Here is a 25,584-nt window from a genome sequence, read left to right as displayed (position 1 = left end):
GGCTCAGTAATCCTCGCGCTTTAAAAAGTGCGCATAAAGCTCGTCCAAACCGGGGGACTCCAGCTCCAGATCCTTCAAGCCAGGCAGGGTGTGCGCCTCACGCAGGATCTGGATTTTTTCCGCTTCAGTGCAATGACGCTCCAGGCGGTTTGTGCCTATGGGTTTCCAGTGCGGTGGCACAGGGTCCGGTATGCGTTCCACGGTCAGGCGAATGCGTACCGGCAAGCCGGCATGCTGGCGCAGGTCGGACAAGGTGCCATCGGCAATCTTGCGTCCTTGTTGCATCACGATGATGCGGTCTGCCAGACGTTCCATCTCTGCCAGAGCGTGGGTGCTGAGCAGGATGGTGGCCCCGGCATCGCGCAGTTCTTGCACGATCTCGTAGAACAGCAGACGGGAGGCCGGGTCCAGTCCGGTTGTGGGTTCATCCAGCAAAAGCACACGGGGTTTGCCCAGCAGGGTTTGGGCCAGTGCCAGCCGTTGGCGCATGCCTTTGGAGTACGTGCCTACGCGTTTGTGAGCCGCTTGGGCAATGCCGACACGTGCCAGTAAAGCCTGGTTGTCACTGGTCGGCAGCCCTTTGAGGCGGGCGTAAAACGCCAGTGTTTCGGTGCCGGTCAAGGCAGGGTGCAAGGCGACGGTTTCAGGCAGGTAGCCGATATGGGCTCGCAGCCGGGCAGCCTGGGATGAACCCGCATCGTGGTCCAGCAAGGTGACCTTGCCTTCATCGGCACGGATCAGGCCCAGAATCAGTTTGATGACAGTACTTTTGCCTGCGCCATTGTGGCCAGCCAGCACCGTGCATTGGCCGGGGTAAAGCTCGAAGTTCACCGCGTTGGTAGCGCGCTGCTGGCCATACAGTTTGCTGACATTGGACAGCGAGACAGGGGCCGGGCGGTTATTGGATGGAGTCATGATGGGCCTTGTAGCGCTCCCAGACGGGATTGTCGGGCGCACGCATCAGCGGTGCGCTATCGATGATGCCGCCGGGCAAAATGGCAGGAAATTGGGTTTGCGCCCAGCGCACAATGGAAACGGCGGGGCTGTTCAAGAGCACGCGGGCCGAAGGGGCTCGCCACACCAGTTGTTCAATCAGGCCATTGGGGCGATAAGCGGTGTCACCGATGCCGTCACCGTTCAGGTCAAAGGCGCTGTGATCGCTCCAGTAATTGCCCCGGTCCTTGCTGGACCACTCCAGGTAGCGGGTGCCCACATACTTCACCTGATTCTGGTTCTGGATGAAGGCGTTTTCCGTGATCTCATTGCCTTCGGAACCGGCGGTGTAGTGCACCCCGATCTGGGTGTTCTGAATCAGGTTGCCGGAGATCTTGTTGAAGTTGGCGTTGTAGAGAAAAACGCCTTTCTCGGCCCCGTCCACGATATTGTCGGTAATGGTCGATTGCTGGGCGGCGTTGAGCATCAAGCCTTGATGTGTGCTGTTGATGCTGATGTTTTCACGTACCGTCAGGAACTGCGAAAACATCAGGGCATAAGCAATGTCATTGCCTATGGAGACATTGCTGCTGACCTCGCTGTTATTGGTGTACATGTAGTGCACCGCATAGCGTAGCTGGGTAAAGCGGTTGTGGCTGAACACATTGTCGCGGCTGGTATTGGAAAAAATCCCGTCGCGACCCCAGGAAATATCGTTGTACAAGATGCGTGAGCCGGGGGAGTTCCAGACGGTCACGCCATTGCCACGCTCATTCAGACGCAGCTCTTTATTGCCCACGATAGTGTTGTGCTGCACCAGCGCGTTGTGGGGCCCCCAGACATATACCCCCACCAGATTGTCGAGGATGTCGTTGTTTTCGATCAGGGCGTTATGGGCGGGCTTGTCCAGGAAGATGCCCGCATCCATATCCGGCAGGCTCAAGCCGGAATTGCGCACGGTGATCTGACGTATCTGCACATCTTCCGCCTGGACCCACACCGTGCGACCTTCACGTTCGCCCATCAACACGGCTTGCCGGTTGCTGGGGCCTTGAAGCGTCAAAGGTTTGTTCACGATGATATTGCCCTGATACGTGCCGGGAGCCAGCATCAGGATGTCGCCGGCTTGGGCGGCATCGATAACGGCTTGCAGCGCGGTATCGGCAGGCACCTCAATGGTGGCCGCTTGAGCAGCCAGACCACTGGCCGCAAGGGCCAGGATCGTAAGCGGCTTGAAGGCCAGCCTCAGCACCAGGGTTGGGCTGAGGCATCGTGCACGGGCGGGGAGCAGGCGGAAAGGCTTCATGTCACCGTCAGGCTTTGGGTTTCACATTCATCTGACCGGACATTTCCATGTGCAAGGCGTGGCAGAACCACTGGCAGTAGTACCAATGCACACCGGGGCGAGAGGCCGTGAAGGTGACCGAGCTGGTTTGCTGCGGTCCAATTTCCATGGCCACGCCATAGCCAGACAGGGTGAAGCCGTGGGTCAAGTCTTCGATCATTTCCATATTGGTGACTACGACGGTGACTTCATCGCCCTGATTGACCTCAAAGCTGGGCACGGAGAACACGGGTGCCACGGCAGTCATGTAGACCCGAACCTTGTTGCCATCCCGGATGACCTTGGAGGCACCTTCCAGGGTGACGCCATCTTTCTCGGCCATCTTCCGTGCGCTGTCCCACCATGGATCGTCGCGAGTCCAGACGCGCTTGGGTCGTACTTTTTCGGCGGCAACCAGCAGCATGTCGTGCGGTTCGGCAAAACTTGGGCCATCGTGGACCAGCTTCATCACATCGCCTGAAATGTCGATCAACTGATCGTTCTCGGGTTTGAGCGGGCCTACGTTCAGGAAGCGGTCTTTGGAGAACTTGTTCAGCGACACTAGCCATTTGCCATCGGCCTCTTTGGTCTCGCCCATGGTGGTGTGGTTGTGGCCGGGCTGGTAGTGCACGTCCAGTTTCTGGATGATGGGGTCTACGTCCTTGCCCTGATACGCCTCGATGGCCTTGGCAATGTTCCACTTCACGATCTGGCTGTCGATAAACAGCGTGGTGTAGGCATTACCGCGGCCGTCATAGGCCGTGTGCAGTGGGCCTAGGCCCAGTTGAGGTTCTGCCACTACGCAGTCGCGTGGTTTGATCTTGTCGGCAAACAAGTCATCCAGGCGGCGCACGTCGATCATGGTGACGGTGGGCGAGAGCTTGCCGTTAAAGACCACGTGGATGCCATCGGGGGAGGCATTGCAACCGTGGGGGGAGTTGGGTACGGGGATGTAGCGGGTGTAGCGCGAGCCTTTGCGGCCATCCAGCACTTTGACGCCCTGCATTTCTTTGAAGTCGCCTTTCTTGACGCCGTCTTCAATGGCTTTCAGGTTGAACACCACGGCCCAGTCCTGCTCGTTGGCGCTCATCTCGCCTACATCTATTCCCTTTTCGGAGTTGTAGCAGGTGGAGAACGCGTACTTGCCCTGGTAGTCGGCGTCGCAATTGTCCAGGTTGCCGTCCACGATCACCTGCCAGGCGATTTCCATGGTGTCGCCATCAATGGCGGTAAACACCGAGAAATAGTTTTCCTTGGGGTTGCCAAAGATTGTGCCGTTATTGGGCAGGGGGACGATGTGCTCGCCGTTGCAGAACACATAGCCGGTGCGTGGGTAGCGTTGCGGGCGCAGGCCGTGGATACCGTCGGCATTGGGAATCTCAATGATCTTGTCGCACTTCATGACATCGCAGCGCACGCGAGCCACGCGGTTATTGGCCTTGTCGTTGATGTAGATGAAGCGCCCGTCATAGGTCCCGTCGGTAAAGGACATATGGGGGTGGTGAGCATCGCCATTGGGCAAAATGCCGCCCAGGGAGTCTGCAAACGCCAGGGTTTCAGGCGTCAGATTGGCGCGCATGATCTGGCGGCTTTCGTTGGTAATCCCCCAGCCGGTGGCACTACAAATATTGAAGATCGGGATGCGCATCAGTTCGCGCATGGAGGGCAGACCCATGATGCGGATCTCGCCGGACTGACCACCGGAATTAAAGGCGTAGTACTGGTCCAGCTCGCCCGGCTCAATATGGGCGCTTTGCCCGTTCGGCGCCTTTTTGGTATCGGCCAAGGCATTGCCAATGTGGGTGGCGCTGACCACAGCAGCGCCGGATAAGGCGGCGGTGCCCAAAAAGGCGCGGCGGCTCAGACCCTGTTTATCCTGCTTGTTCTCGGACATGGTGTGATTTTCCTTGTGTGTGATGACGTGACCGACTTGGCGCTGGGGCGCGCCCAGGCGTCTCACGGCGTGGCGGGGGTGGAATCGGTACTGTCTACGCTGCGTGGACGCACGGTAGGGCGGGCAGCAGCATCGTCTTGCAGCGAGCTGGCAACGGCAACGGGGGCCGGTTTATCTCGCTTGCGCTTGGCGATCTTTTGAATCAGGTGCGGGCATTTTTTCTCGTGGTGATACAGCATCTGGCAATTCAGACACTGGATACATTCGTTGGGGTTGATGGGGCCTTCGGGCTCGATGGCTTGTACGGGACAGTCGGTCGCACAGCGCTGACAGGGGTTGCCACACATGGGGTAGCGACGCAGCCAGTCAAAAATGCGCAGGCGGGCGGGGATGGCCAGGGCAGCGCCCAGGGCACAGAGATAGCGGCAGTAAAAACGCTCGATGAACAGGCTGGCAATCAGCAGCAGTACGGCAAAGATCGTGAAGGGCCAGTCGCGGATGAATTTCAGGATGATGGCGGTCTTGAAGGGTTCGACTTCGGCCATCTTTTCGGCCACGGCCATGTCGTACAGGGCAAAGCCAAACAGCAGAATGAAGGTCACGTACTTGATGGCTACCAGCCGTTTATGGGCGCTGTAGGCCACCTTGATCTGGGGAATGCGCAGGAAGCGGGCCAGCTTGTTGGCCAGCTCTTGCAGTGCTCCGAAAGGACAGAGCCAGCCACAGAAGGCGCCCCGGTTCCAGAAAATCAGGGAAATGGCGGTAGCAATCCACAGAATGAAGACCAGTGGATCCATCAGGAAGTATTCCCAGCGGAAATCGGTGCGCAGGGCGTGGGAGAACGTCAGTACATTCACCACGGACAATTGGGCCGAGGCGTACCAGCCAATCCAGACCAGGGAGAACAGCAGAAAGCCAATACGAAAGCGTCGGTAGAACACCTCGTGTTTTGTCAGCGTGTCCTGGAAGAAGAAGACTCCGCCCAAGGTCAGCAAAGACACCAGCAGCACGGCAATTTGTACCTTCTTGCCAGCCCAGATTTGCTTGTACAAAGGCTCGCTGGCGGTTTCCAGGTCATCGTGCTCTGCGGCTTCGGGGGCCGCTGCAGCGGCTGCTGGAGGGGGCGCCGTCAAATAGGAGTCAGGAAGCTGGTAATTCAGGTTCAGCGTGACAAAGGCTTTGTCTTTGACACTCAGGACGCGCTGCACCAGCAATTGCAAGCGCCAGGGCAGAACCGGATCAAAGGTGGCGGTGGCAGGGATCTTGAACAGGGCGGCTTCTTTGAAATCCGGAGCGCCTGCGGCTTTCACGCCGGGCAGACGTTGGTGATCCAGGTCGGTGAAGTGAAAGCTGTCCAGATCCTGCACGATTTCGATGCGGTCAAAGATACCGCCACGTACATAACCCGATCCTTTGAAGGAATACAGGCCATTGCCTAACACCAGCATGGCCTGCTGGCCGGGTTTCAATTCTTGCTGCAGATAGTTGTAATCGGCCCCTCCCAGCAGGCTTTGACCGATGCTGGGCACGCTTACCAGGGCAACGTATAAATCGATAAAGGTGTCTTGCGGGTCGCCCTCCTGGGGGTGGGCAGCGGCCTCGCTGCGGCCGCTGTCCTTAAAGGCCTGGTTGATATCGGCCACACTGACATGCAGGCCTTGGACAGCGCCGCTTTGGAGCAGCTCGTCCCAGCTGGACAGGGTGCGGTTGCGGGTGTCTATGCTGCGTTTGACGGTGGCCTGCGCCACGGCGGGAGCGGCAGGCTGGCCTATGCCTTCTTGCCGGCCGAGCAGTTGGGAGGAGCGCATGATGCTGTCGCCCACCACCATCAGGGTCACGGTAGCGCCACTGATGATGTCAACAGGAGGCGGTGCGCCCGGTTTAGGCCGGTTCTTGATGTAGTTCTGGCCGATATAGCCTTGAATGAACGCCTCTACCCGGGACTCGGGGATGCCGATCAAGACAATGGGTTCGTGGTGTTCCAGCAGTCTGGCAGCGACGATGCTGCCTTCCATGTCCAGAGCAACCAGGGTATCGATGGGAAAGCTGGAGTAGCCGCGGGTGTTGACGATATCGGTCGTCACATACACATACCCTAGTTGTTCCTGATCCTTAAAGACTTTGGATACAGGCAGCTTGCCTTCCGGCTCGCTGGCATGTGTGGCGGCGGGGAAAATCTCATTGAGGGCAATGTCCGGCAGAAAATGGGCAATGCGCGAAGTGGAGTGGGCTGCGGGACTGCTTAAACAGGCGGCCAGAACAAAGAGAAGGAGCCACAGCGTGCGCAACTGGACATGCCGGACCAAGCATTTGAGGGACTTCATTTCGTACCACCTGCAACAAGATTCTTGCAAGATGGTAGGGGTTACCCTTTGTTTACTCGTTGTGTCAGCGCAAGGACAGATTCTGACAAGCGTGGGCGCAGGCCCCGCTCAGGCTGCCTGCGCTTGCGTGAAAGGATGGACGGCCTTGCTGTGGACGGGGCGGGCACCTGGATCAGGCCGGGTGACGCAAATAATTCAGCACTGCCTCGGCGTCGCCCTGAAAAATGACGCGCTCGGCTTTCTGTTGGCGTTGATAACTGTACATAGGGTCGTAATATTGCGTCAGCAAGCCGCCAATCCAATCGCGGTGCCCATCCAGTGCGCCACTGCGTTCCTGCTCTTGCAAGGCAGCGTCCATGATGGCGGAGAGCTGCTGGTAGCGTTGATGCCCCAGTCGTTTGGTGATGCGCGACAGGCTTTGGCGCAACTGCGCCGCAAACAGGGCAAAGCCCGTTTGCGGGTCGTGTTCTTGGGTGAACTCGGCATGCAGGTTCTGAACATAGTCGCGCACAATGCGCGTGATCCGGTTTTCCAGACTGTCTTCCAGCCAGATGATCGGCCAGTGCTGCATCCCGCGATACAGGCTGAGCGGCAGGCTGCAACGTCCTATGGTTTGACTTTCATCTTCCAGTACAAAGCGCTGATGTCCTTGGTTTGTCTTTTTCAGCATGGCGATGGACAGACGATGTTCAAAGTCGATCTGACTGGGCTGGCCGGTGGCATGTTTGCCAAAGCTGGAGCCCCGATGATGCGCATAGCCTTCGAGGTCCAGGCTGTGTTCAAGCTGTAGCAGCACATCGGTCTTGCCGGTGCCTGTCATGCCGCCCAGCACCTGGAACTGGGCCTTGCTGACGGTTTGTTCCAGATTGTTCAGTAAAAAGCCGCGCATGGCTTTATAGCCCCCTACCACACGGGGGTAGAGGATGCCTGCCTCTTCGCGTAGCCAGGTTTGTGTGATCTGGCTACGCAGGCCGCCCCGAAAGCAATAGAGGTAGCCTTCAGGGTGCGTCTGTGCAAACTGCACCCAGGCTTGCAGACGGGCTGCTTTAATGGAACCGCTGACCAGTTTGTTACCCAGGGCGATGGCCGCTTGCTGACCATGCTGCTTGTAGCAAATCCCGACTTGATGACGTTCCTCATCGTTCATCAGGGGCAGGTTCAGTGCGCCGGGAAAGGCCCCTTTGCTAAATTCGACCGGAGCGCGAGCGTCCATCAAAGGTACATCATTCAGGAACAGCTCGCGGTAGTCGTGGCTGTCAGGGCGCATCAAGCAATTTCAACAGCGTAGGTGTTGGCGGGGATGAATTCCCCGATGGCGTCCAGTTTCAAACCCAGTTCGGCCGCCATGGTCATGAATTCGGCCGTGGCAGAAGGCTCCACAGCGATCAGCAACCCACCGCTGGTTTGCGGATCGCACAGAATGTTGATCTGGTCCTGGCTGATGGGGGCAATGCGGTGGCCGTAGCTGTCAAAGTTACGTTGGGTTCCGCCGGGGACGCAGCCTTGTTCCAGATAGTATTCAATGCCGGGCAACAAAGGGACGCGGTCCAGATTCAAACGGGCAGTCAGGCCGCTGCCATCGGCCATTTCAATCAGGTGACCCAGCAGACCAAAGCCCGTTACGTCCGTCATGGCTTTCACGCCGGCCAGTTGGGCAAAGCGGCTACCGGGCTTGTTCAGCGTACACATCCAGTCGCGAGCCAGATTCTGGTCTTCGGGGCGCAGCTTGGCCTTTTTTTCGGCTGTGGTCAGAACACCGATGCCCAAAGGCTTGGTCAGATAAAGCTGACAGCCCTCGGTAGCGGTGTCGTTGCGCTTTAACTGTGCTTTATCCACGACGCCTGTAACGGCCAGACCAAAAATAGGTTCGGGCGCGTCAATGGAGTGGCCCCCCGCCAGGGCAATGCCGGCAGCATCGCAGGCGGCGCGTCCGCCACGCACCACTTCGCGCGCGATTTCCGGAGACAGCACGTTGATGGGCCAGCCCAGAATCGCAATCGCCATGATCGGCTTGCCACCCATGGCATAGATATCGCTGATGGCGTTGGTAGCGGCGATGCGCCCGAAGTCGTACGGGTCATCCACGATGGGCATGAAAAAATCAGTGGTCGAGACGACGCCTGTTTCCTCGTTCAGGCCGTACACGGCGGCATCATCGCGGGAGGTATTGCCCACCCACAGATTCGGGTCCAGATTCTGGGCGCCACTGCCGGCCAGGATAATGTCCAGTACCTTGGGAGAGATTTTGCAGCCGCAACCGGCTCCATGGCTGTATTGGGTCAGACGAACGGGGGTATCCATGAGCACGCACCAGGAAATAGGTTGAAGGTGAAATGATACTAAATTGCCTGTGGGTCCTGCAGGCTTTTAGCTAGGGGAAGAGGAGCGGACGGACACGCTGCGCGAGCTGGTCGGTGGCCACCCATTGAGCAAACTGCTCGCCCAGGCGCTGGCTTTGTTCCACCGAGTTTTGCCAAGCCTGACGCCGGTCTGCATCCGATAAACGCTTGTAGTCGGACCGGCTGGGAATTTTGCACTCGTTCAGCCGCTGATAAAAGCGGGGTGTGGGACAGAGCAAAACCAGCTTGTCCAGGCTATGTGGCCGACGTGCCTTTTGCCAGCGTGGCAGGTATTTGTCGAACCAGCTGGCACTGATGTTCTGGGTGAAATGGGGAAACAGGCTCAGGCCGGGGCCCTCCAGATCCAGTGCGCAAAAGTTGTAATCGACCAGACCGCCATCCCGGTAGAGCCCGGCAGGCCAGTTGTGAGCGGCATCCACCCCGTCAATCACAAGTGGTATCGCGGTGCTGGCTGCCAGGGTCTCGAACAGATTGTGTTCGTCCAGCGCGGCATAGCGAGCCTGTTTTCGATGCTTGTCCTCAATCGGCAAGGGGCTGCGGGTGTCATGCACAATGACCCGCTCAAAAAACCAGTGAGGGATGGCAGGATGGACATAGTTTCCGACCATGCAGCCCAGCAAGGCTGCGCCGAGCTGCCTGGGGTTCCGAGAGCTGGCCCAGCCTTTGCTGCGTGCAACGGTGATGGCAAAGCGATAACGTGGGTGGTTCAGGATGGCCGCCTGGGCGTCCGCGTTCCCCAGCAAGGTTCGGAGCATGCCCTGCGTCGAGCGCGTAATGTCCGCCACGGTGGATTGGGGCATAAACGGGCTGTGTATGTAAAGCTGGGCAAAGTCCGCAAAGGCTTTGTAGGGATCGTTCTGGGCGGAGCAGGCAAAGCGCCAGGAGGCAATCGAGCTGCCAAACAGCCAGAGCGGCTCGTCATGAGTGTTGAGCCAGTCTCCAAACAGATACTGATCCAGCCCGGTCAGTGCCAGGGCCTTGGGCCCTCCGGCGCTGCCAATCAGCGTGCTGATGTCTTTGGCATGCAAGCCATGGTTTTGAATGTGACGATAGGCGTGAGGGCCAGCATAGATCGCAAGATCAGGCTCGACGGACGACAAGGTCAGCTCCCGACTGTGGTGACTCAGGCGCCAGAAAACTGGCGAACAAGGCTTTAGTCTAGCGCTGTTGGGGCGCAAGGAAACGCTTATCTGTCGGGTGAGAGGTGCGAATGCCGTGGAGAAATAAAAATGGCCGGCACCCGAGGTGCCGGCCATTGGCGGGGGGCAAGGTTTTTAGAAACGCAGGCCTACGCCCAGCCAGTAACGGCGGCCATCTTCCACGTAGCTGTAGTCTTCATAACGGACTTGTTTATCCAGTACGTTGTAGATGCCTGCGTACAGGTCTACGTTCTTGTTCAGCTTGTAGGTGCCGCCCAAGTCCACGAAGGTATAGGACGGAGCGCGTGTGCTGGAAGAGGAAGCCGAGCTGACTGGCTCGCTTTCTTTGCCACGGTAGTTCACGCGTGCCCATGTGCTGATCTTCTCGGTCGGGCGCCAGTCCAGGCTGACATTGGCCATGTGCTTGGGCATCTGATTCAGAGGCTGACCTTCGTTAGGACCGCTCTTTTGCTTGGAGTCGGTGTAGGTATAGTTGGCCTTCAAGGTCCAGTCCTTGGCCAGATCCCACGTGAAATTGGTTTCAATGCCGCGAGTGACTGCCTTGTCCACGTTTTCGTAGGTGGTTGGGTTGGAACCAAACTGGTTGGGACCGTCAGTGCATTTGGTGCTCGGGCACGACACGCGGGTGATCTTGTCCTTGAAGTCGTTGTTGAACAGGGTCACGCCGGCAGAAAAGCCTTCCAGCGTGTCATACATCACCCCAAATTCCTGGGACAGCGATTTTTCTGGCTTCAGATCAGGATTGCCGTACATATTGCCACCGCGGCTGACCTGGCCCCAACCGGGGATGGTTTGCCGCAAGTCGGGGGCACGAAAGCCTGTGGACACCCCGCCTTTGATCGTCCAGTTGTCGGTGGCCGACCACACACCATAAATACGAGGGCTGACGTGCTTGCCAAAGTTTTCGTCGTGGTCGTAGCGCAGGCCGCCAGTCAGGGCAAAGCGGTTGGTTAGGCTCCACTCATCTTCCATGAACAGCGCCCACTGGGTGCGTTTGATGCGGCTGATGCCCGTGGTGAGCTGGTTACCGGTTTCATCGTTCAGCTTCTGATGCTGGTAAGAAGCACCGATAGTCAGCAAATGATCCCCCAATGGAGCGACCCAGGCGGTACGTGCATCGGTGTTTTTGATGCGCATATCCCGTGACTTGTTGTTGAAGTCTTCCTGCTGCACGTAGGTGTCGGACGTGGCAAAGCCCCAGTTGCCGTTGTGGGTCAAGGATACTTTTTCACCGCGGTAATCCGTTTCGGAGCTGGCGGGGCAGCCAAAGCGACCGCAAGCGGTACCCGGAGCCACGGGTTCGACGGTTTTACCCAGCGTGGAGTTGTATTTTTGACGCTTGCTGCTGCCTTCCAGCACAAAGCTGTGGTTGTCCGAAGGAGTCAGGCTCAGCTTGGCCCCGACTTCAAAGGACTCACGCTTGCGATAGCCGTTGTAGATATCGTCTTCTTGACGATTGGTCTGCTGACCATAGACTTGCAAACCCAGCAGGCCGTCTTTGATCGGCCCGCCCAGCATGAAGTTGCCTTGGAAGATATCGCCGGAGCGGCTATGCGATTGCAAGGTGCTGTCCAGGCGGACGGCTCCCCCCCATTGCTTGGGCACCTTGCGGGTAATGATGTTGACTACACCGCCCATGGCGTCGGAGCCATACAGTGAGGACATAGGGCCACGCACCACTTCGATACGTTCAATTTCGGTCAGGGGAGGGGTCCAGCCGCCTTCCACACCGGAAGAGTCCGAGTTGGTCCGTGTTTCGGTAGAGCTTTGGCGTTTGCCGTCGATGAGGATCAGCGTGTACTTGGAGCTCATGCCGCGAATCGTAATGTCACGACGGTCGCCACCGCCCGTCACAATCACGCCGGGTACATCTGACAGGGCGTCGTAGGCATCGCGGTAAAACTTGTTTTCCAGGTCCTCGCGGGTAATGACGGTAATCGAAGCCGGAGCTTCTTTAATATCCTGCTCAAAGCCCGAAGCGGTTACGACAACAGGGCTAAGTTGAACGGGTGTGCTGTCTTGAGCAACTGCAACACTGGCAGCAAAAACGCTTGCCAGAACGAGCGGCAAGCGCTTTACGGTAAAGAGAGATTTCATTGACGACTTCCAATTTGTGTCTGTTTTTAGCGTGTGCTGCGGTTGCCTTGCTCTTACTGGCCGTATTCCCCGTACAGCGACATTAATGATACCCATTCTCATTTCCAAATCAAAAGCAAAATGCAGCATTGGTATTGAAAATGAGAATAATTGCTAAACGCGTTGCTGGGTTGCAACATAACTGTAACGTCAACGGCGGAAGGCGGAGAGCACCACGGTCAAGCGGTCAGCGTTGGCAGCCCGAAATCAGTCTTGAAAGCCTATGGTTCGTATGGAAATAGGGTTTCCTGATTGACAGGATTTGGCTTTAAAGGAAACATGCTTGCTTGAAGAAGTAGTCAGAACAATTCCAAACAACACGCTCTTCATCTCGTGGATACGGCCCATGCTGTATCAGCCTTCACAGCAGTTCTTGGCCTGGGCCAGGATCGCCATCACTGAAGCGACTTCTTTTCAATTGCGCAGGGGCCTGGTTCAAGCACGAGGCTCTGTGTCTTTGGATGCTCCAGGCTGTTCACAAGGAATACTCATGACTACGACGATGGATTTGTCCAAATCAACGTTGATCGCTCGCGCGCAGGAACAGATGCAGGCTCAGTTTCAGGTTCCGGAACGCAGTGTTAAAGAAAAGTTGGCCCTGACCTGTCGAATTCTGTTTGACGGCGGGCATGACTCCGGCTTGGCTGGACAAATTACAGGGCGGGGCAAGCAGGAAGGTACCTATTTCACCCAGCAGCTAGGCTTGGGCTTCGATGAGATCAGTGTGTCCAATATTTTGCTGGTGGATGAGGACCTGAGGGTTCTGGAAGGGCAGGGCATGCCTAATCCGGCGAACCGCTTTCACTCCTGGGTGTATCGCGCACGACCCGACGTCAATTGCATTATCCATACCCATCCTTTGCATGTGGCGTCCTTATCCATGTTGGGCGTGCCTTTAGAAGTCTCTCATATGGATAACTGCACGTTGTACGAGGACTGTGCTTTCCTGAAAGACTGGCCTGGCGTGCCTGTCGGCAATGAAGAAGGGCAGATCATCTCCCAGGCCTTGGGTAACAAGCGTGCGATTTTGCTGGCGCATCACGGCATGTTGATTGCGGCCGGCTCCATCGAAGAAGCCTGTGTGCTGGCCTTGCAGTTCGAGCGTGCCGCGCGGATGCAGTTGCTGGCTATGTCTGCCGGGCAGATCAAGCCGATTCTTCCGGAGCTGGGGCGAGAGGCACATGACTGGATCTTGCGCCCTCGCCGGTCCGAGATTGGCTTCGAGTATTACGTGCGCAAGGCTTTAAAGCATCATGCCGATGCACTTGAGTAAAACCCAGGGGTGAATAGTCTTGGGGGCGTTTGAGATCGCAGGCGATCTCTCGCTCAAAGGCAGGTGGCGGAAAGCAGCAGGAGTCGAACCTACCTGGGAACGTCTGACGCCCCCAACCGGGTTTGAAGCCCGGCCGTGCCACCGGGCACGGATGCTTTCCTTCAAGAGGCCCTATCATACGTTAGGGCCGGTCAGGCTTCAACGATCGGGGAGCCGTCTGCTTCGGCACCCACTTCGCGCTTTTGGTTCAATCCGCTGCTGCCCAGGCCTCGCCTCGTAAAACATGGCGATCACGCACCCGTCGTGTATAGCCGATACGATCAAAAAACTCCAGAATCTGAATGGCCCGTTTGCGGCCCAATCCGGTTGCGTCCCGAAACTGGGCGGCGCTGACTCCTTGACCCGTGTGCAGTTCCTCGACGATGTGGGCCAGAGCCGCAATCTGACGACGGTGGTAGAACAGATCATGCACGACCTGAAACAGTTCGCCTTGGCGGACCAGTCGGCGCAGCACGTTGCGCGTCCGCTCCTCGGGCGCCTCGGTTTCTTTGGCCAGATCGCGTGTCCAGGGTGGATCGAAGCGGCCAGCGTCGATTAACGGCAGCAGGGCTGCGGCCAGGATTTGATCATCGGGACTGAGCGTGACGCGGTGCCCTGGGGTATGCAGCCAGGCACCCTGTCGAGCCAGGCGCTGTTCTGCCAGCAGATGCTCGCTTAAGAGTTGCCAGACCGCGTCGGGCATGGTGGGTGCCGCCATGCGGCGCAAGCGGCTGACGGACAGGCCCGGTTCGTCCGGATAGCGCTCATGAAACTGCAGCATCACGCTTTCTACGTGTTGGCAGAGTGCTTCTAGGCGTGCATCACCGAGCAAAATAGGCTGACTTTGTGGGCGGGGCCCGGTGTGCCAGCGGGCGTTTGCAGGAGCGATCAAGCGGTGCTGCGTTCCACCCGACAGACGTAGGAGCGTTGCTTCGTCCAAGCCGTAAGGTGCGTGGGCCAGCAGGCCTTCCAGTGGTCCGCCGCGCGCCCATTGTGCCAGGGCGTCCAGCCAGGACAGTCGTGTCGTAGAGCGTCGTTTGCGGTCTGGTGCATTCGGGTCCAGCACAATCCCACCACCGACTGTTTCGCTGGCCTGTGCGTTGCGCAAGATAAAGCGTTCACCGGTCATGGAGCAGATAGGTCGGTCAAAGACCAGTTGAACCTTAGCGGTCTGACCGGCTTGCAAAGCGTCGCCCTCCAAAGGCACGGCATGGGCTGTCAGGTGCGCGGCGCCCAGGTGCACATGCCAGGGCGACCAGGTACGCAAGGCGGGCATGTCCTTGTCCAGCAGGCTCAGTTCCACGTCGATACGTGTAGAGGGGATAAAACAGCGGGCGTCGGCCAGCCAGTCGCCACGCTCGATATCCTGCACATCGATCCCACCCAGGTTCAGGGCGCAACGCTGTCCGGCGCGGGCCTGGCGTGAGGCCCGGTTCTGAGCATGAATACTGCGTACCCGTACCGGCGTGCCGCGTGGCATCAGGTGCAGGTCCACCGGGGGGCCATCCAGATCCAGCGTACCGTCATGCACGGTGCCGGTCACTACTGTCCCGTGGCCCTGCAAGGTGAACACACGATCAATGGCCAGACGGAAATAACCTTGCCCTTCCTGCCGGGTCGATTGCATGGCCTGCGTATGCAGATGCTGGCGCAGCGCTTGCAGGCCGGAATGCTCCTCACTCAAGGCATCCACCACAAAGACAGGTGCCTGTTCCAGAAAGGTGCCGTGAGCAAGCGCTCGTAGTTCCGCCTTGACCGATTCAAGGCGAGCGGTATCGGCCCGATCGGCCTTGCTCAGTACGAGGGCTCCGGCATTCAAGCCCAGCAATTGCAGCACGGCCAGATGTTCGCGGGTCTGTGGCATGACACCATCATCTGCCGCCACGATCAGCAAGCCAAAATCAATGCCCGTGGCACCTGCAACCATGGTGTGTACCAGGCGCTCGTGGCCGGGCACATCAATAAAGCCCAGGATCTGGCCGTCGGGCAGAGGCGTGTAGGCATAGCCCAACTGGATGGAGATGCCGCGCTTTTTTTCCTCCTCCAGACGATCGGTATCCACGCCCGTCAAGGCGCGGATCAAAGTGGTTTTGCCGTGATCGATATGGCCTGCAGTACCAACAATCATGCTTGCTCGGGATTCAGTTGTGCGCTGAGCAACGGTTCAGCGTGTTCTTCCAGACAGCGCAGGTCGAGCCAGAAGGCATCTTGCGCAATGCGTCCGATGACGGGCTGGGGCAAACTGCGCAGGCGTTCTTCCAGTTGGGTCAGATGGCGGCCCGGACGGCCCGGCCCTTTGTAGGCAAAGCGCAGCCCGAAGCTGGGCAGCACATCTTCGGGCAACGCCCCGCTGCCAATCTGGCTCAACATGGCAGTGGGTTCGACAGCAAATTGTGTGCCCACCCATTGCTGCAGGACTGGTGCCAAACGCAGTGCCTGGGCGCGCATTTCAGCCGCAGGTCGGGTCAGCAGACGCAGGGTAGTCAGGTGCTCGGGCAAGCGCTCTGGCGAACGGTATAAGGCCAGCACGGGCTCCAGTGCTGCCAGCGTGATTTTGCCTACACGCAAGGCGCGTTTGAACGGGTTCTTCTTGATCTTGGCGATCAGATCGGCGCGGCCTACGATCAGGCCTGCCTGTGGGCCACCCAACAGCTTGTCACCGCTGAAAGTCACGATATCGGCGCCCGCTTCGATGGTTTCGCGCACGGTAGGCTCGGGTGGCAGGCCCCATTGGCTTAAATCAACCAAGGTGCCACTGCCCAGATCGACGCTGGTGGGCAGGCCGTGCTTCTTGGCGATCTGTGCCACTTCCCTTACCGAAACGCTTTTGGTGAAACCTTTGACGGCGTAGTTGCTGCAATGCACCTTCATTAACATGGCGGTGCGCTCGTTGACGGCGTTGTCGTAATCGGCCGCATGGGTACGGTTGGTGGTGCCGACTTCATGTAAAAGCGCCCCGGCGCGTTTCATGATGTCGGGAATGCGAAAGGCTCCGCCAATTTCAACCAGCTCGCCGCGTGACACCACGGTTTCGCATTGGGGACTCAGGGTGCTGAGCATCAGCAGCACGGCAGCTGCATTATTGTTTACGACAGTAGCGGCCTCGGCGCCAGTCAGTTCGCACAGCAAGGGGCTGATCAGGTCATCACGGTCGCCTCGCCCCCCGGTTGCCAGATCAAATTCCAGATTGGCGGGTGAGCGCATGGCCTGGACAACGGCCTGAATGGCGTCCTCCGGCAACATGGCACGCCCCAGATTGGTGTGTAGCACGGTGCCGGTCAGATTAAAGACCGGGCGCAGCTTTAAGCGGGACTTTGCTTGCAACTGTGCTTGCAGGGCTTTGGCGAGCTGCGCGGGCTCCAGATCCTGGGGGCTTAGCGCACCCTTTAACACCGCTTCCCGCAGTGCCTGCAAATGACCGCGAGTGTGTTGACTGAGGCGGGAGTGGCCAAACTGGCGCAGCAAAGGCTGGAACTCTGACGAGCGCAGCAGGCGGTCCAGGGAGGGGATGTGGGCGGGGGAGAGTTCGGGAGTGGGGCTCATCATTCAAAGGCAGGCAAAGTCTGTGGGCAAGGTCTCTCGGCTACGCCTTGCGTGCACGACAGCAAGGCGTAGGGGAATCTTAGCTTAAGACTGCTGCCAAAGAAGGGGATTGCCGCTGGCACGGGAATAACCTGCTTCGCCCATCAAGACATCCAGAGCCAGAGTGGCCAGATCATCGGCAACCGGGTCAATGCCCAGCTGTTTTTCCTGATAGAAGATTTTGCGGTAGGTGTGGCAGTTGTCACAGGACTCGGCCTTGATTCCTTCCGGGCCATCCTCGATCGCGTGGTAAGCCACGCCTTTGGTGCTTTCGCAGTGCGAGCAGGTGACTCGCACCAGATGCCATTCCACGCTGCAGCGAGGGCAACACATATAACGGCAACCGTCTTCACGACCACCGACACGCACCACACTGGATACGGGCAGGCTGCCGCAGGACGGGCACACGCCAAAGGGGCTGGTGACCGACAGTTGGCCTTCGGTCAGCGAGCAGGCCAGGTGCGTCCAGTACACCTGCAAGGCGGCCATGACAAAAGGGGCCGCGGCGCCCTCTTGTTCCGGCAGTTGTTCGGCCAGAATCGCGTCAGCCAGGTCTTCCAGCTTTTGCGGATCGGACTGGGCTGCTTTCAGCAGGCCCTGGCAGACCTCTTGCGCGGGAGCGGGCACGTCCGGGTTCTGGATCATGTGATTGAGCAGGTTGCTCAAGATGCTGAGCCACTGCGGATCGCGCTTCCAGCCCGAGGCCAACAAAGGCGGCATGCCGTGCCGTTGGGCCGTTTCCAGCACATCAGCGGGCAGCTCAGTGGGGGAAAGGGCGCTTAGTTGCGTGTGTTGGCCGTCCACCAGGTGCGCCAGCAACTGCAGATAGGCGCCGACGGGGTTGTCGGCAGCCAGTTGACGCAGACGCGCCGCCCGGTCCGCAAAAACGCTGGCTCGCACAGGCAGACGCAGTCGGGGGATGGAGGTGTGGTCCAGACTTTCAATTTCGCCGCGCGGAAGGATGCGTTGCAAGACAGACTCCTGAAAACAAGGCTGCCATGCCCGAAATGGCGCATGGCAGCCGGGTTACTGATAAAGCAGATTACCGCTTATTTGGCGGAACGGCGTTGACCTTTTTCCATTTCCTCACGGAACCAGGCGCGGTGGTGTTTCCAGGCCCAGGCGCGGGTCACCGTGCCGCGGGTCATGGCCTTGACCGAACCCTTGACCCAGATCCCGGCGTAGATGTGCACGATAATCGCGCAAATCATCAGCAAGGCGCAGGCCGCGTGCAGCACGGAGGCCAGACGGATGGCCCAGATGGGGAAGAAGGCGGAAAAGTATTCGCGCCACATCACCACACCGGTTGCCAGCAGGCCAATCATGAAGATTACCAATGCAAAAAACAGGATTTTTTGCCCGGCGTTGTAGCGCCCAACCTCGGGGATACGCTCGTCCTTGGCGTCCAGTACGTCCTTGAAGTGACGCAGCCAGGCTGCGTCACCCTTGGAGAACATATTGTGCCGCACCATGCGAGCCGCAAACAGGAAAAAGCACACAAACATCACCACGCCAATGAATGGGTGAAGAATGCGTGTCCAGGGCCCGCCGCCTAGCAGATGGCTCAGCCAGAACATGGACGGATGAAACAGCGCCAGACCGGACAAGGCCAGCAGCACAAAGCTGATGGCAATGATCCAGTGATTGATGCGCTGACTGGTGGTGTAGCGCTGAATCAGGTCCTTGCGGTTGTGATCAGTCATGGTGGGCCTCCTGGATCTTGCGTGCTTCCTCGTCGGCGCGGCGCTCGTCTTCCTCGTCAGTCTCGTTAGGACCGGTTCGGATGTAGTGGAAGAAACCAATCAGGGCGGTCAGTGCCATGGCCGCGACCCCCAGGGGCTTGGCCACGCCCTTCCACAACGAGACCATCGGGCTGATTTGCGGATCTTTGGGCAGATCGCTGTACAGCTCGGGCTTGTCGGCGTGGTGCAGCACGTACATGACGTGGGTGCCGCCCACGCCGGCCGGATCGTACAGGCCGGCATTGTCAAAGCCACGCGATTTCAGGTCTTCGATACGCTCGGCCGCGTGCTGCTGCATGTCTTCTTTGGTTCCGAAGACAATTGCGCCAGTCGGACAGGTCTTGGCACAGGCCGGCTCCTGACCAACAGCGACACGGTCCGAACACAAGGTGCACTTGTAGGCCTTCTTGTCCTTTTCCGAAATGCGAGGCACATCGAAGGGACAGCCGGTTACGCAATAGCCGCAGCCAATGCAGTTTTCCTCGTGGAAATCGACGATGCCGTTGGTGTACTGCACGATGGCGCCCGGCGAGGGGCAGGCCTTCAGACAGCCCGGGTCCTCGCAGTGCATGCAGCCATCTTTGCGAATCAGCCATTCCAGATCGCCAGCGGGGTTCTCATACTCCGCAAAACGCATGATGGTCCAGGACTTGTCGGTCAGGTCGGCCGGGTTGTCATACACCCCGACGTTGTGGCCGATTTCGTCACGCGTATCGTTCCATTCCATGCAGGCGACCTGACAGGCCTTACAGCCAATGCACTTACTGGTGTCGATCAGCTTGGCCACCTCTCCGCCCACGGGCTCGCGCACGCTGGGCGATGGGGTGGTGGTTGCGGAGAGCCGTTTGATATCAAGTGATTGCAAGGCCATGGCTTACTCCTTAACCTTTTCAAGTTGAACCAGGAAGGCCTTGGTCTCCGGCGTTTGCGAGTTGCCATCGCCTACTGGCGGGGTCAGCGCATTAATCAGGAAACCGGGTCGGGCCAGACCCACAAAGCCCCAGTGCAGCGGGATTCCCACCTGATGGACGATCTTGCCATCCACGTTCAGGGCCTTGATGCGTTTGGTCACCACCGCCACGGCCTTGATGTAGCCACGGTTGGAGGACACCTTGACGCGGTCGCCCTGCACAATGCCCACTTCCTTGGCCAGTTCCTCGCCAATTTCCACAAACTGTTCGGGCTGCACGATGGCGTTGAGCTTGACGTGCTTGGTCCAGTAGTGGAAGTGCTCGGTCAGGCGGTAGGTGGTACCCACATAGGGGAACTTGTCTACCGTACCCATGGCGGCCAGGTCGTCCTTGAAGATACGGGCTGCCGGGTTGGTGATGGCACGAGGCTCATCAGGGCTGAGCGGGTTGTAGCTCAAGGGGCTTTCAAAGGGCTCGTAATGCTCGGGGAATGGGCCTTCCGCCATGCCTTTACGGGCAAAGAAGCGGGCTACCCCTTCGGGGTTCATGATGAACGGCCCCATGCCGTCAGCCGGGTTCTCATCGGCCTTGTAGTCAGGGATATCCGCCCCCACCCAGCGCTTGCCGTCCCAGTGAATCAGCTTGCGGCGCGGGTCAAACGGTTTGCCGTTCAGGTCACAGGAAGCCCGGTTGTAGAGCACCCGGCGGTTCGCTGGCCAGGCCCAGGCCCAGTTCAGCGTCTGGCCGATGCCGGTCGGGTCGCTATTGTCGCGGCGAGCCATCAGGTTGCCTTGCTGCGTCCAGGCGCCGGCATAGATCCAGCAACCGCTCAGCGTGCTGCCGTCGTCGCGCAGTTCGCCAAAACCATCGAGCTGCTCGCCGGCCTTGCGCGTGATCTTGGTCGGGTCCTTGGGATCGACCAGATCGACCAGGGCACGTCCGGAATACTCCTTGGCCAGTTCAGCGGCGGTCGGATCGTCCGGATTGGAGTAGGGCCAGGACAGGTTCAGGATCGGATCAGGGAAGGCGCCGCCTTCTTTCTCGTACAGCGAGCGGATACGCGTGAACAGCGTACTCATGATTTCAATATCGCTCTTGGCCTCGCCCGGTGGGTTGGCGGCCTTCCAGTGCCATTGCAGCCAACGACCCGAGTTCACCAGTGCGCCTTCTTCCTCGGCAAAACAGGTGGTGGGCAGTCGGAAGACTTCGGTCTGGATGGAGGCGGTATCGACATCATTGTGCTCGCCGTAGTTACGCCAGAACTCCGACGTTTCCGTGACCAGCGGGTCCATGATGACCATGTACTTGAGCTTGGAGAACGCACGCAGCAGCTTGGCCTTGTAGGGCGCTGCCGCCAGGGGGTTGAAGCCCTGACAGATATAGCCTGTCATCTTGCCTTCGTCCATCAGCTCGAACACCTGCAGCATGTCGTAGAGCTTGTCTAGCTTGGGCAGGTAATCGTAGGCCCAGTTGTTGTCGGCCTGGGCGGCATCACCGAACCAGGCTTTCATCAGGCTGACATGGAACTTCTTGTAGTTGCGCCAGTAGCTGAGCTGATTGGGACGTAGTGGCTGTTGGGCGCGCGCGCCAATATAGCCGTCAAAATCCTTCTCGGCCTGGTTGGGCAAGGTCAGATAGCCAGGCAGCAGGTTGGACATCAAACCCAGGTCCGTCAGGCCCTGAATGTTGGAGTGCCCGCGCAGCGCGTTCATGCCACCGCCGGCAATACCAATATTGCCCAGCAGCAACTGCACCATGGCGCCGGTACGGATGATCTGCGAACCAATACTGTGTTGCGTCCAGCCCAGTGCATACAGAATGGTGCCTGCACGACCGGGCTCTGCGGTCGAGGCCAGCATCTCACAGACTTTCAGGAATTTGTCCTTGGGCGTGCCGCAGACGCGTTCCACCATCTCGGGCGTGTAGCGCTCGTAGTGTTTGCGCAGCAACTGGTAGACCGAGCGGGGGTGCTGCAAGGTGGGATCGGTCTTGACGTAGCCGTCCTCGCCCAGCTCGTAGTCCCAGGAGGACTTGTCGTAGCTGCGTTTTTCTTCGTTGTAGCCCGAATACAGCCCCTGCTCGAAGTCAAAGTCCTCGCGCACGATAAAGGGCATATCGGTGTAGTTGCGCACGTACTCATGCTGGATCTTGTCGTTATCCAACAGGTACTTGATGACGCCACCCAGGAAGGTGATGTCGCTGCCAGTACGTATAGGCGCGTAAAAATCCGCCACGGATGCCGAACGCGTAAAGCGTGGATCCACGACGATCAGTTTTGCATTGTTGTGTGCTTTGGCCTCGGTTACCCATTTGAAACCACAGGGGTGCGCCTCGGCTGCGTTGCCGCCCATAATCAGCACAATATCCGCGTTCTTGATGTCGACCCAATGGTTCGTCATCGCTCCACGGCCAAACGTCGGGGCAAGACCTGCCACCGTCGGGCCGTGTCAGACACGTGCTTGGTTATCGAACGCCAGAACACCCATGCTGCGGATGACTTTATGGGTGACGTAACCCACTTCGTTACTGCTTGCCGAGGCAGCCAGCATGCCCGTGGTCAGCCAGCGGTTCACCACGGTGCCATCGTCGGCAGTGGTCTGGAAGTTGGCGTCGCGGTCTTCCTTCATCAGCTTGGCAATACGCGAGAAAGCGTCTTCCCAGGAGATGCGTTCCCACTTGTCCGAGCCGGGGGCACGGTATTCCGGATATTTGAGTCGGTTGGGGCTCTTGATGAAATCCACCAGGCCAGCGCCTTTGGGACAGAGTGTGCCGCGATTGACGGGGTGATCGGCATCGCCTTCGATGTGAACCACGCTGGGCTCGGCATTCATGGCGCCGTCACCGCGAGAGTACAGCAGTACCCCACAGGCAACAGAACAATAAGGACAGGTATTTCGCGTCTCTGTCATGCGGGTCAGTTTGTACTGCCTGACTTCCGCCATGGCGGGGGTGGGCGCAGCGCCCAGCAAGACCATGCTGGAGCTGGCCAGCGAGGCCCCCGTCACTTTGAAGAACTGACGCCGATTCATGTTAACCATGCGGCTCTCCAATAGGATGTGTTTTCGTGTTTGAAATCTGCAGGGGGTGGCCTTGTGAGCGTTGCCCCTGTTTTATAGTTGAACAGTATAAGCGTTGAGCGTATGCCTTACTGTCCAAAGCGCGTACCAAATTGATCAAGGACAATCTTGATTCTATTGAGGTTTTCACGCCGAAGCCGCAAGTGTAGTCGGTGATGCGGGTATTCACCTACTATTTGCATGGGATTTTTTAAATTCGGCCTTGTGTTTGAAGGACTCGGTCTGAACACCGTTAGATAGTCAACGCGCCCGAGGAGCAGAAGCGGGGGCTCAGTGACCTCACCGGAGCTTGCGGTCGGCAAAGCGCCGTTAAAGAACCCCTGGCCCAGCGTACAGCGCAGACGATTTGTGTTGTGTCCCGCAGGCCCGACCCCATCACCTGACAGGCGCGATGGGGCCGCTTTCTCTTACGACGCAGGGCGTCGCGGCTTTACTCGTCTGAGTTTTCGGTTTGCAGCCTTACTACCTGTTTGGCACGGGTGTCCACATGCAGGGAGAAGATATCGGGGCGCGAGTAGTGGCCGTAGACATCAAAGTCCAGATTGGCCTGCTTGAGCAAATCCATGTCCAGCTCGGCGTACAGCTCGGTTTCTTCGTCGAATACCGGGCCGGCCAGCACTTGGCCGGTAGGGCTGACGATCATGCTGCCGCCATGCATGACGTAGCTGTCCGGTGCAAATTCGCCGGGCAGAGCAAATTCCTTCTGAAAGGCGTCGGGATAGGCGTTCAGGCGGATGGCCTGGCAGGCGGACAGCACAAACACGCGGCCTTCGACGGCAATGTGGATCATGGACGAGGCCCAGGTGGGGCGATCGTCAGCAGTAGGCGCGCAGTAGATTTCAGTACCCTGCGCGTACATGGTCTGACGCAGGGCCGGCATATAGTTTTCCCAGCAGATCACACTGCCAAGACGGCCCAGTGGCGTGTCGACTGTCCCCATGGTGGAGCCATCGCCAAACCCCCATACCAGACGTTCCTGTCCGGTAGGCATCAGCTTGCGGTGAATGCCCACCACGCCTTTGCCGGGAGCCAGCGTCAAGGCGGTGCAGTACAGGGTGCGACCCATTTTTTCGATTACGCCCATCACGGTGTAGACACCGGTCTGGGTGACCGCCTCGGCCAGGGCTTCCAGTTCAGGGCCGCCCAAGGTGACGGCACCCTCCACGTACCGTTGATACAGGGCGCGGCCTTCGGGACGACGATTGCCGATCACGCTGCCAAAGCTGATGCCTTTGGGGTAGCCCCCCAGAAAGGCCTCGGGAAAGACCGCCAGTGTGGCGCCGTTGGCCGCAACGCGCTGCAAGATAGTGGCGGCTTTGTCGACACTGCTGGCAGAGTCAAAGGGAATGGATGCCGCTTGTATAACAGCAACTTTGCTCATAACTACTCTCCTTTAGGGGTTAGCCCGCGGACAGGTCCACATGTTGAGTTTCGGGCAGGCGGGTATACAGAATCAGCAAGCTCGCCAGGGATACCGCGGCCAGATACCAGGCCGGTACGTTGGGGTTGCCGGTGTACTGGATCAGAGCCGCGGCAATGAAGGGGCCCGGTCCGGCCAACAGAGCCGATGAAACGTTGTGGCCCAAGGCGGCGCCGGTGGAGCGGATTGACGCCGGGAACACTTCCACCAGCAGCACCACGTTCATGACGGCGGAGATGGCTACCAGAAAGGCCAGAATGGTCAGGCCAAGCAGGATCAGGGCCGGTTTACCTGTGTTCATCAAGAGGAAAATCGGGTAGGCCATGACGGTCAGGCCAGCGGCGGCAAACAAGGCCAGCTTGCGACGTCCGTAGCGGTCCGAGAAACGGCCAACCAGCGGGTGCAGGATGCAATACACCACCAGGGACGCACTGCACAGCCACAGGGCATTTGTCTTGCTCAGCCCCAAAACGGAGACCAGGTGGTTATTGGCGTAGGTGATGAAGAAATACAGCGACACCAGGAACAGGGCCGAAAATGCGAAGGACAGGACAAAGGCATTGAACTTGTCTTTGGGCGAAACCCGCTCCAGGGTGTGGTTGGCCTTCTTTTCCTGCAGCTCGTGATAGACCGGCGTGTCATTGAGCTTGCGACGGATAAAGACGGCAATGAACGTCATCACAATGGACAGCACAAAAGGTACACGCCAGCCCCAGCTGTAGACTTGCTCATCGCTCAGGTTGGCATTGATGGCGGCTGCTGTGGCGGTCCCCACCAGAAAAGCGATACCGGCGGTAAAGGTGACCACGCTGGCGGCACTGGCGCGACGATGGGCGGGGGCACTTTCCACCAGGAAAATACCGGCTGCCGACCATTCTCCGCCCACCATCATGCCTTGCAAAAAACGCAGGATGACCAGCAGGATAGGCGCTGTGATACCCAGGGTGGCGTAACCGGGCAGCAGGCCAATCAAGGTGGTAAAGACGCCCATGCCAAAGACGGTAATCATCAGCACGGTCTTGCGCCCGAAGCGGTCACCAATGGGACCCAGAATCAGTGCACCAAAGGGACGTGAGACAAAGCCCACCGCAAATACGGCCAGGGACGACAACAGGGAAACCCCGGCGGCGTCGGATGGAAAATAGATGCTGCCAATGACGGCTGCAAAGTAGCCGTAAATCGCGAAATCAAACCATTCCATAAAGTTGCCGATACCTACGGCAAGCACTTGTTTTCGGCTCAGACCCGGCTGGCCTGGGGGGGCCGGTTTGGCGTGGGAAGGGGCGGTGGTAGCAGTGCCCATAACAATCTCCTCGAGTGGGGCAGGTATGTACCTGGCCCTTATTGTGGTTGTGGCTGATTTTTAGTCTAATCAAGCCAAATAATTATTCAAACTAATTAGAAAAATG

17 protein-coding genes and 1 tRNA gene are annotated in these 25,584 nt (G+C 58.5%); 1 reads left to right on the top strand and 17 read right to left on the bottom strand.

The annotated features are described in order from the left end of the window. Positions 1 to 3: 3 nt before the first annotated feature. The 8 genes from RSQ48_RS15665 to RSQ48_RS15630 all read right to left on the bottom strand — a co-directional run bounded on the left by RSQ48_RS15665 (position 4) and on the right by RSQ48_RS15630 (position 12,092). On the bottom strand, positions 4 to 915 hold the full coding sequence (locus RSQ48_RS15665) for an ABC transporter ATP-binding protein (RefSeq protein WP_240209480.1): 912 nt from the start codon (positions 913 to 915) through the stop codon (positions 4 to 6). Further along, positions 899 to 2,239, bottom strand: coding sequence for a nitrous oxide reductase family maturation protein NosD (locus tag RSQ48_RS15660; RefSeq protein WP_240209479.1), 1,341 nt, complete (start codon positions 2,237 to 2,239; stop codon positions 899 to 901). Before RSQ48_RS15660 ends, RSQ48_RS15665 begins: the two co-directional genes overlap by 17 nt. A gap of 7 nt (positions 2,240 to 2,246) precedes the next feature. Beyond that, a complete protein-coding gene (gene nosZ, locus RSQ48_RS15655) occupies positions 2,247 to 4,151 on the bottom strand; it encodes a TAT-dependent nitrous-oxide reductase (protein ID WP_045929507.1) in 1,905 nt (634 codons plus the stop codon). A gap of 62 nt (positions 4,152 to 4,213) precedes the next feature. Continuing rightward, a complete protein-coding gene (locus tag RSQ48_RS15650) occupies positions 4,214 to 6,475 on the bottom strand; it encodes a NosR/NirI family protein (RefSeq protein WP_240209478.1) in 2,262 nt (753 codons plus the stop codon). A 172-nt stretch (positions 6,476 to 6,647) separates the two neighbouring features. Next, on the bottom strand, positions 6,648 to 7,742 hold the full coding sequence (gene mnmH / locus RSQ48_RS15645) for a tRNA 2-selenouridine(34) synthase MnmH (protein ID WP_240209477.1): 1,095 nt from the start codon (positions 7,740 to 7,742) through the stop codon (positions 6,648 to 6,650). Beyond that, positions 7,742 to 8,776, bottom strand: coding sequence for a selenide, water dikinase SelD (gene selD / locus RSQ48_RS15640; RefSeq protein ID WP_240209476.1), 1,035 nt, complete (start codon positions 8,774 to 8,776; stop codon positions 7,742 to 7,744). The genes mnmH and selD overlap by 1 nt, the downstream gene beginning before the upstream one ends. A 70-nt stretch (positions 8,777 to 8,846) precedes the next feature. Continuing rightward, the gene (locus tag RSQ48_RS15635) at positions 8,847 to 9,935 is read right to left on the bottom strand and encodes a hypothetical protein (RefSeq protein WP_415301976.1); all 1,089 of its coding nucleotides are present in this window, start codon (positions 9,933 to 9,935) and stop codon (positions 8,847 to 8,849) included. A 174-nt stretch (positions 9,936 to 10,109) separates the two neighbouring features. Beyond that, positions 10,110 to 12,092, bottom strand: a complete 1,983-nt coding sequence (locus RSQ48_RS15630; RefSeq protein WP_415301975.1) for a ligand-gated channel protein — start codon at positions 12,090 to 12,092, stop codon at positions 10,110 to 10,112. A 529-nt stretch (positions 12,093 to 12,621) separates the two neighbouring features. Here RSQ48_RS15630 and RSQ48_RS15625 point away from each other — a divergent pair. After that, complete coding sequence (locus tag RSQ48_RS15625) at positions 12,622 to 13,404, top strand: aldolase (RefSeq protein ID WP_301606040.1); 783 nt, start codon at positions 12,622 to 12,624, stop codon at positions 13,402 to 13,404. 64 nt (positions 13,405 to 13,468) lie between these two features. Here RSQ48_RS15625 and RSQ48_RS15620 read toward each other — a convergent pair. The 9 genes from RSQ48_RS15620 to RSQ48_RS15580 form a co-directional block, all read right to left on the bottom strand. After that, positions 13,469 to 13,564, bottom strand: a tRNA-Sec gene (locus RSQ48_RS15620). 87 nt (positions 13,565 to 13,651) lie between these two features. After that, positions 13,652 to 15,571 (bottom strand): selenocysteine-specific translation elongation factor, encoded by a 1,920-nt coding sequence (gene selB / locus RSQ48_RS15615; RefSeq protein ID WP_415301974.1) that lies wholly within the window; start codon positions 15,569 to 15,571, stop codon positions 13,652 to 13,654. Further along, positions 15,568 to 16,986, bottom strand: coding sequence for an L-seryl-tRNA(Sec) selenium transferase (gene selA, locus RSQ48_RS15610; protein ID WP_415302361.1), 1,419 nt, complete (start codon positions 16,984 to 16,986; stop codon positions 15,568 to 15,570). Before selA ends, selB begins: the two co-directional genes overlap by 4 nt. Positions 16,987 to 17,070: 84 nt before the next feature. After that, positions 17,071 to 17,997: a formate dehydrogenase accessory protein FdhE gene (gene fdhE, locus RSQ48_RS15605; protein ID WP_415301973.1), complete on the bottom strand. Its 927-nt coding sequence runs from the start codon at positions 17,995 to 17,997 to the stop codon at positions 17,071 to 17,073. 77 nt (positions 17,998 to 18,074) lie between these two features. Next, positions 18,075 to 18,728: a formate dehydrogenase subunit gamma gene (locus RSQ48_RS15600; protein ID WP_003805069.1), complete on the bottom strand. Its 654-nt coding sequence runs from the start codon at positions 18,726 to 18,728 to the stop codon at positions 18,075 to 18,077. After that, positions 18,721 to 19,638 (bottom strand): formate dehydrogenase subunit beta, encoded by a 918-nt coding sequence (fdxH, locus tag RSQ48_RS15595; RefSeq protein ID WP_003805067.1) that lies wholly within the window; start codon positions 19,636 to 19,638, stop codon positions 18,721 to 18,723. Before fdxH ends, RSQ48_RS15600 begins: the two co-directional genes overlap by 8 nt. 3 nt (positions 19,639 to 19,641) lie before the next feature. Continuing rightward, positions 19,642 to 22,716 carry a formate dehydrogenase-N subunit alpha gene (gene fdnG, locus RSQ48_RS15590; protein ID WP_153008905.1) on the bottom strand — a complete coding sequence of 1,025 codons (3,075 nt, stop codon included), beginning with the start codon at positions 22,714 to 22,716 and terminating at the stop codon, positions 19,642 to 19,644. Positions 22,717 to 23,185: 469 nt separating this feature from the next. Further along, positions 23,186 to 24,136 carry a carbon-nitrogen hydrolase family protein gene (locus RSQ48_RS15585; protein ID WP_415301972.1) on the bottom strand — a complete coding sequence of 317 codons (951 nt, stop codon included), beginning with the start codon at positions 24,134 to 24,136 and terminating at the stop codon, positions 23,186 to 23,188. A gap of 19 nt (positions 24,137 to 24,155) precedes the next feature. Beyond that, positions 24,156 to 25,478: an MFS transporter gene (locus RSQ48_RS15580; protein ID WP_415301971.1), complete on the bottom strand. Its 1,323-nt coding sequence runs from the start codon at positions 25,476 to 25,478 to the stop codon at positions 24,156 to 24,158. Positions 25,479 to 25,584: the final 106 nt, after the last annotated feature.

The organism is Alcaligenes sp. SJTW-7 (genome assembly GCF_047716895.1).
GTDB lineage: Bacteria > Pseudomonadota > Gammaproteobacteria > Burkholderiales > Burkholderiaceae_B > Alcaligenes > Alcaligenes ammonioxydans.
Note: the sequence above shows the minus strand (reverse complement) of the source record. Positions and strands in the feature narration are given on the sequence as shown.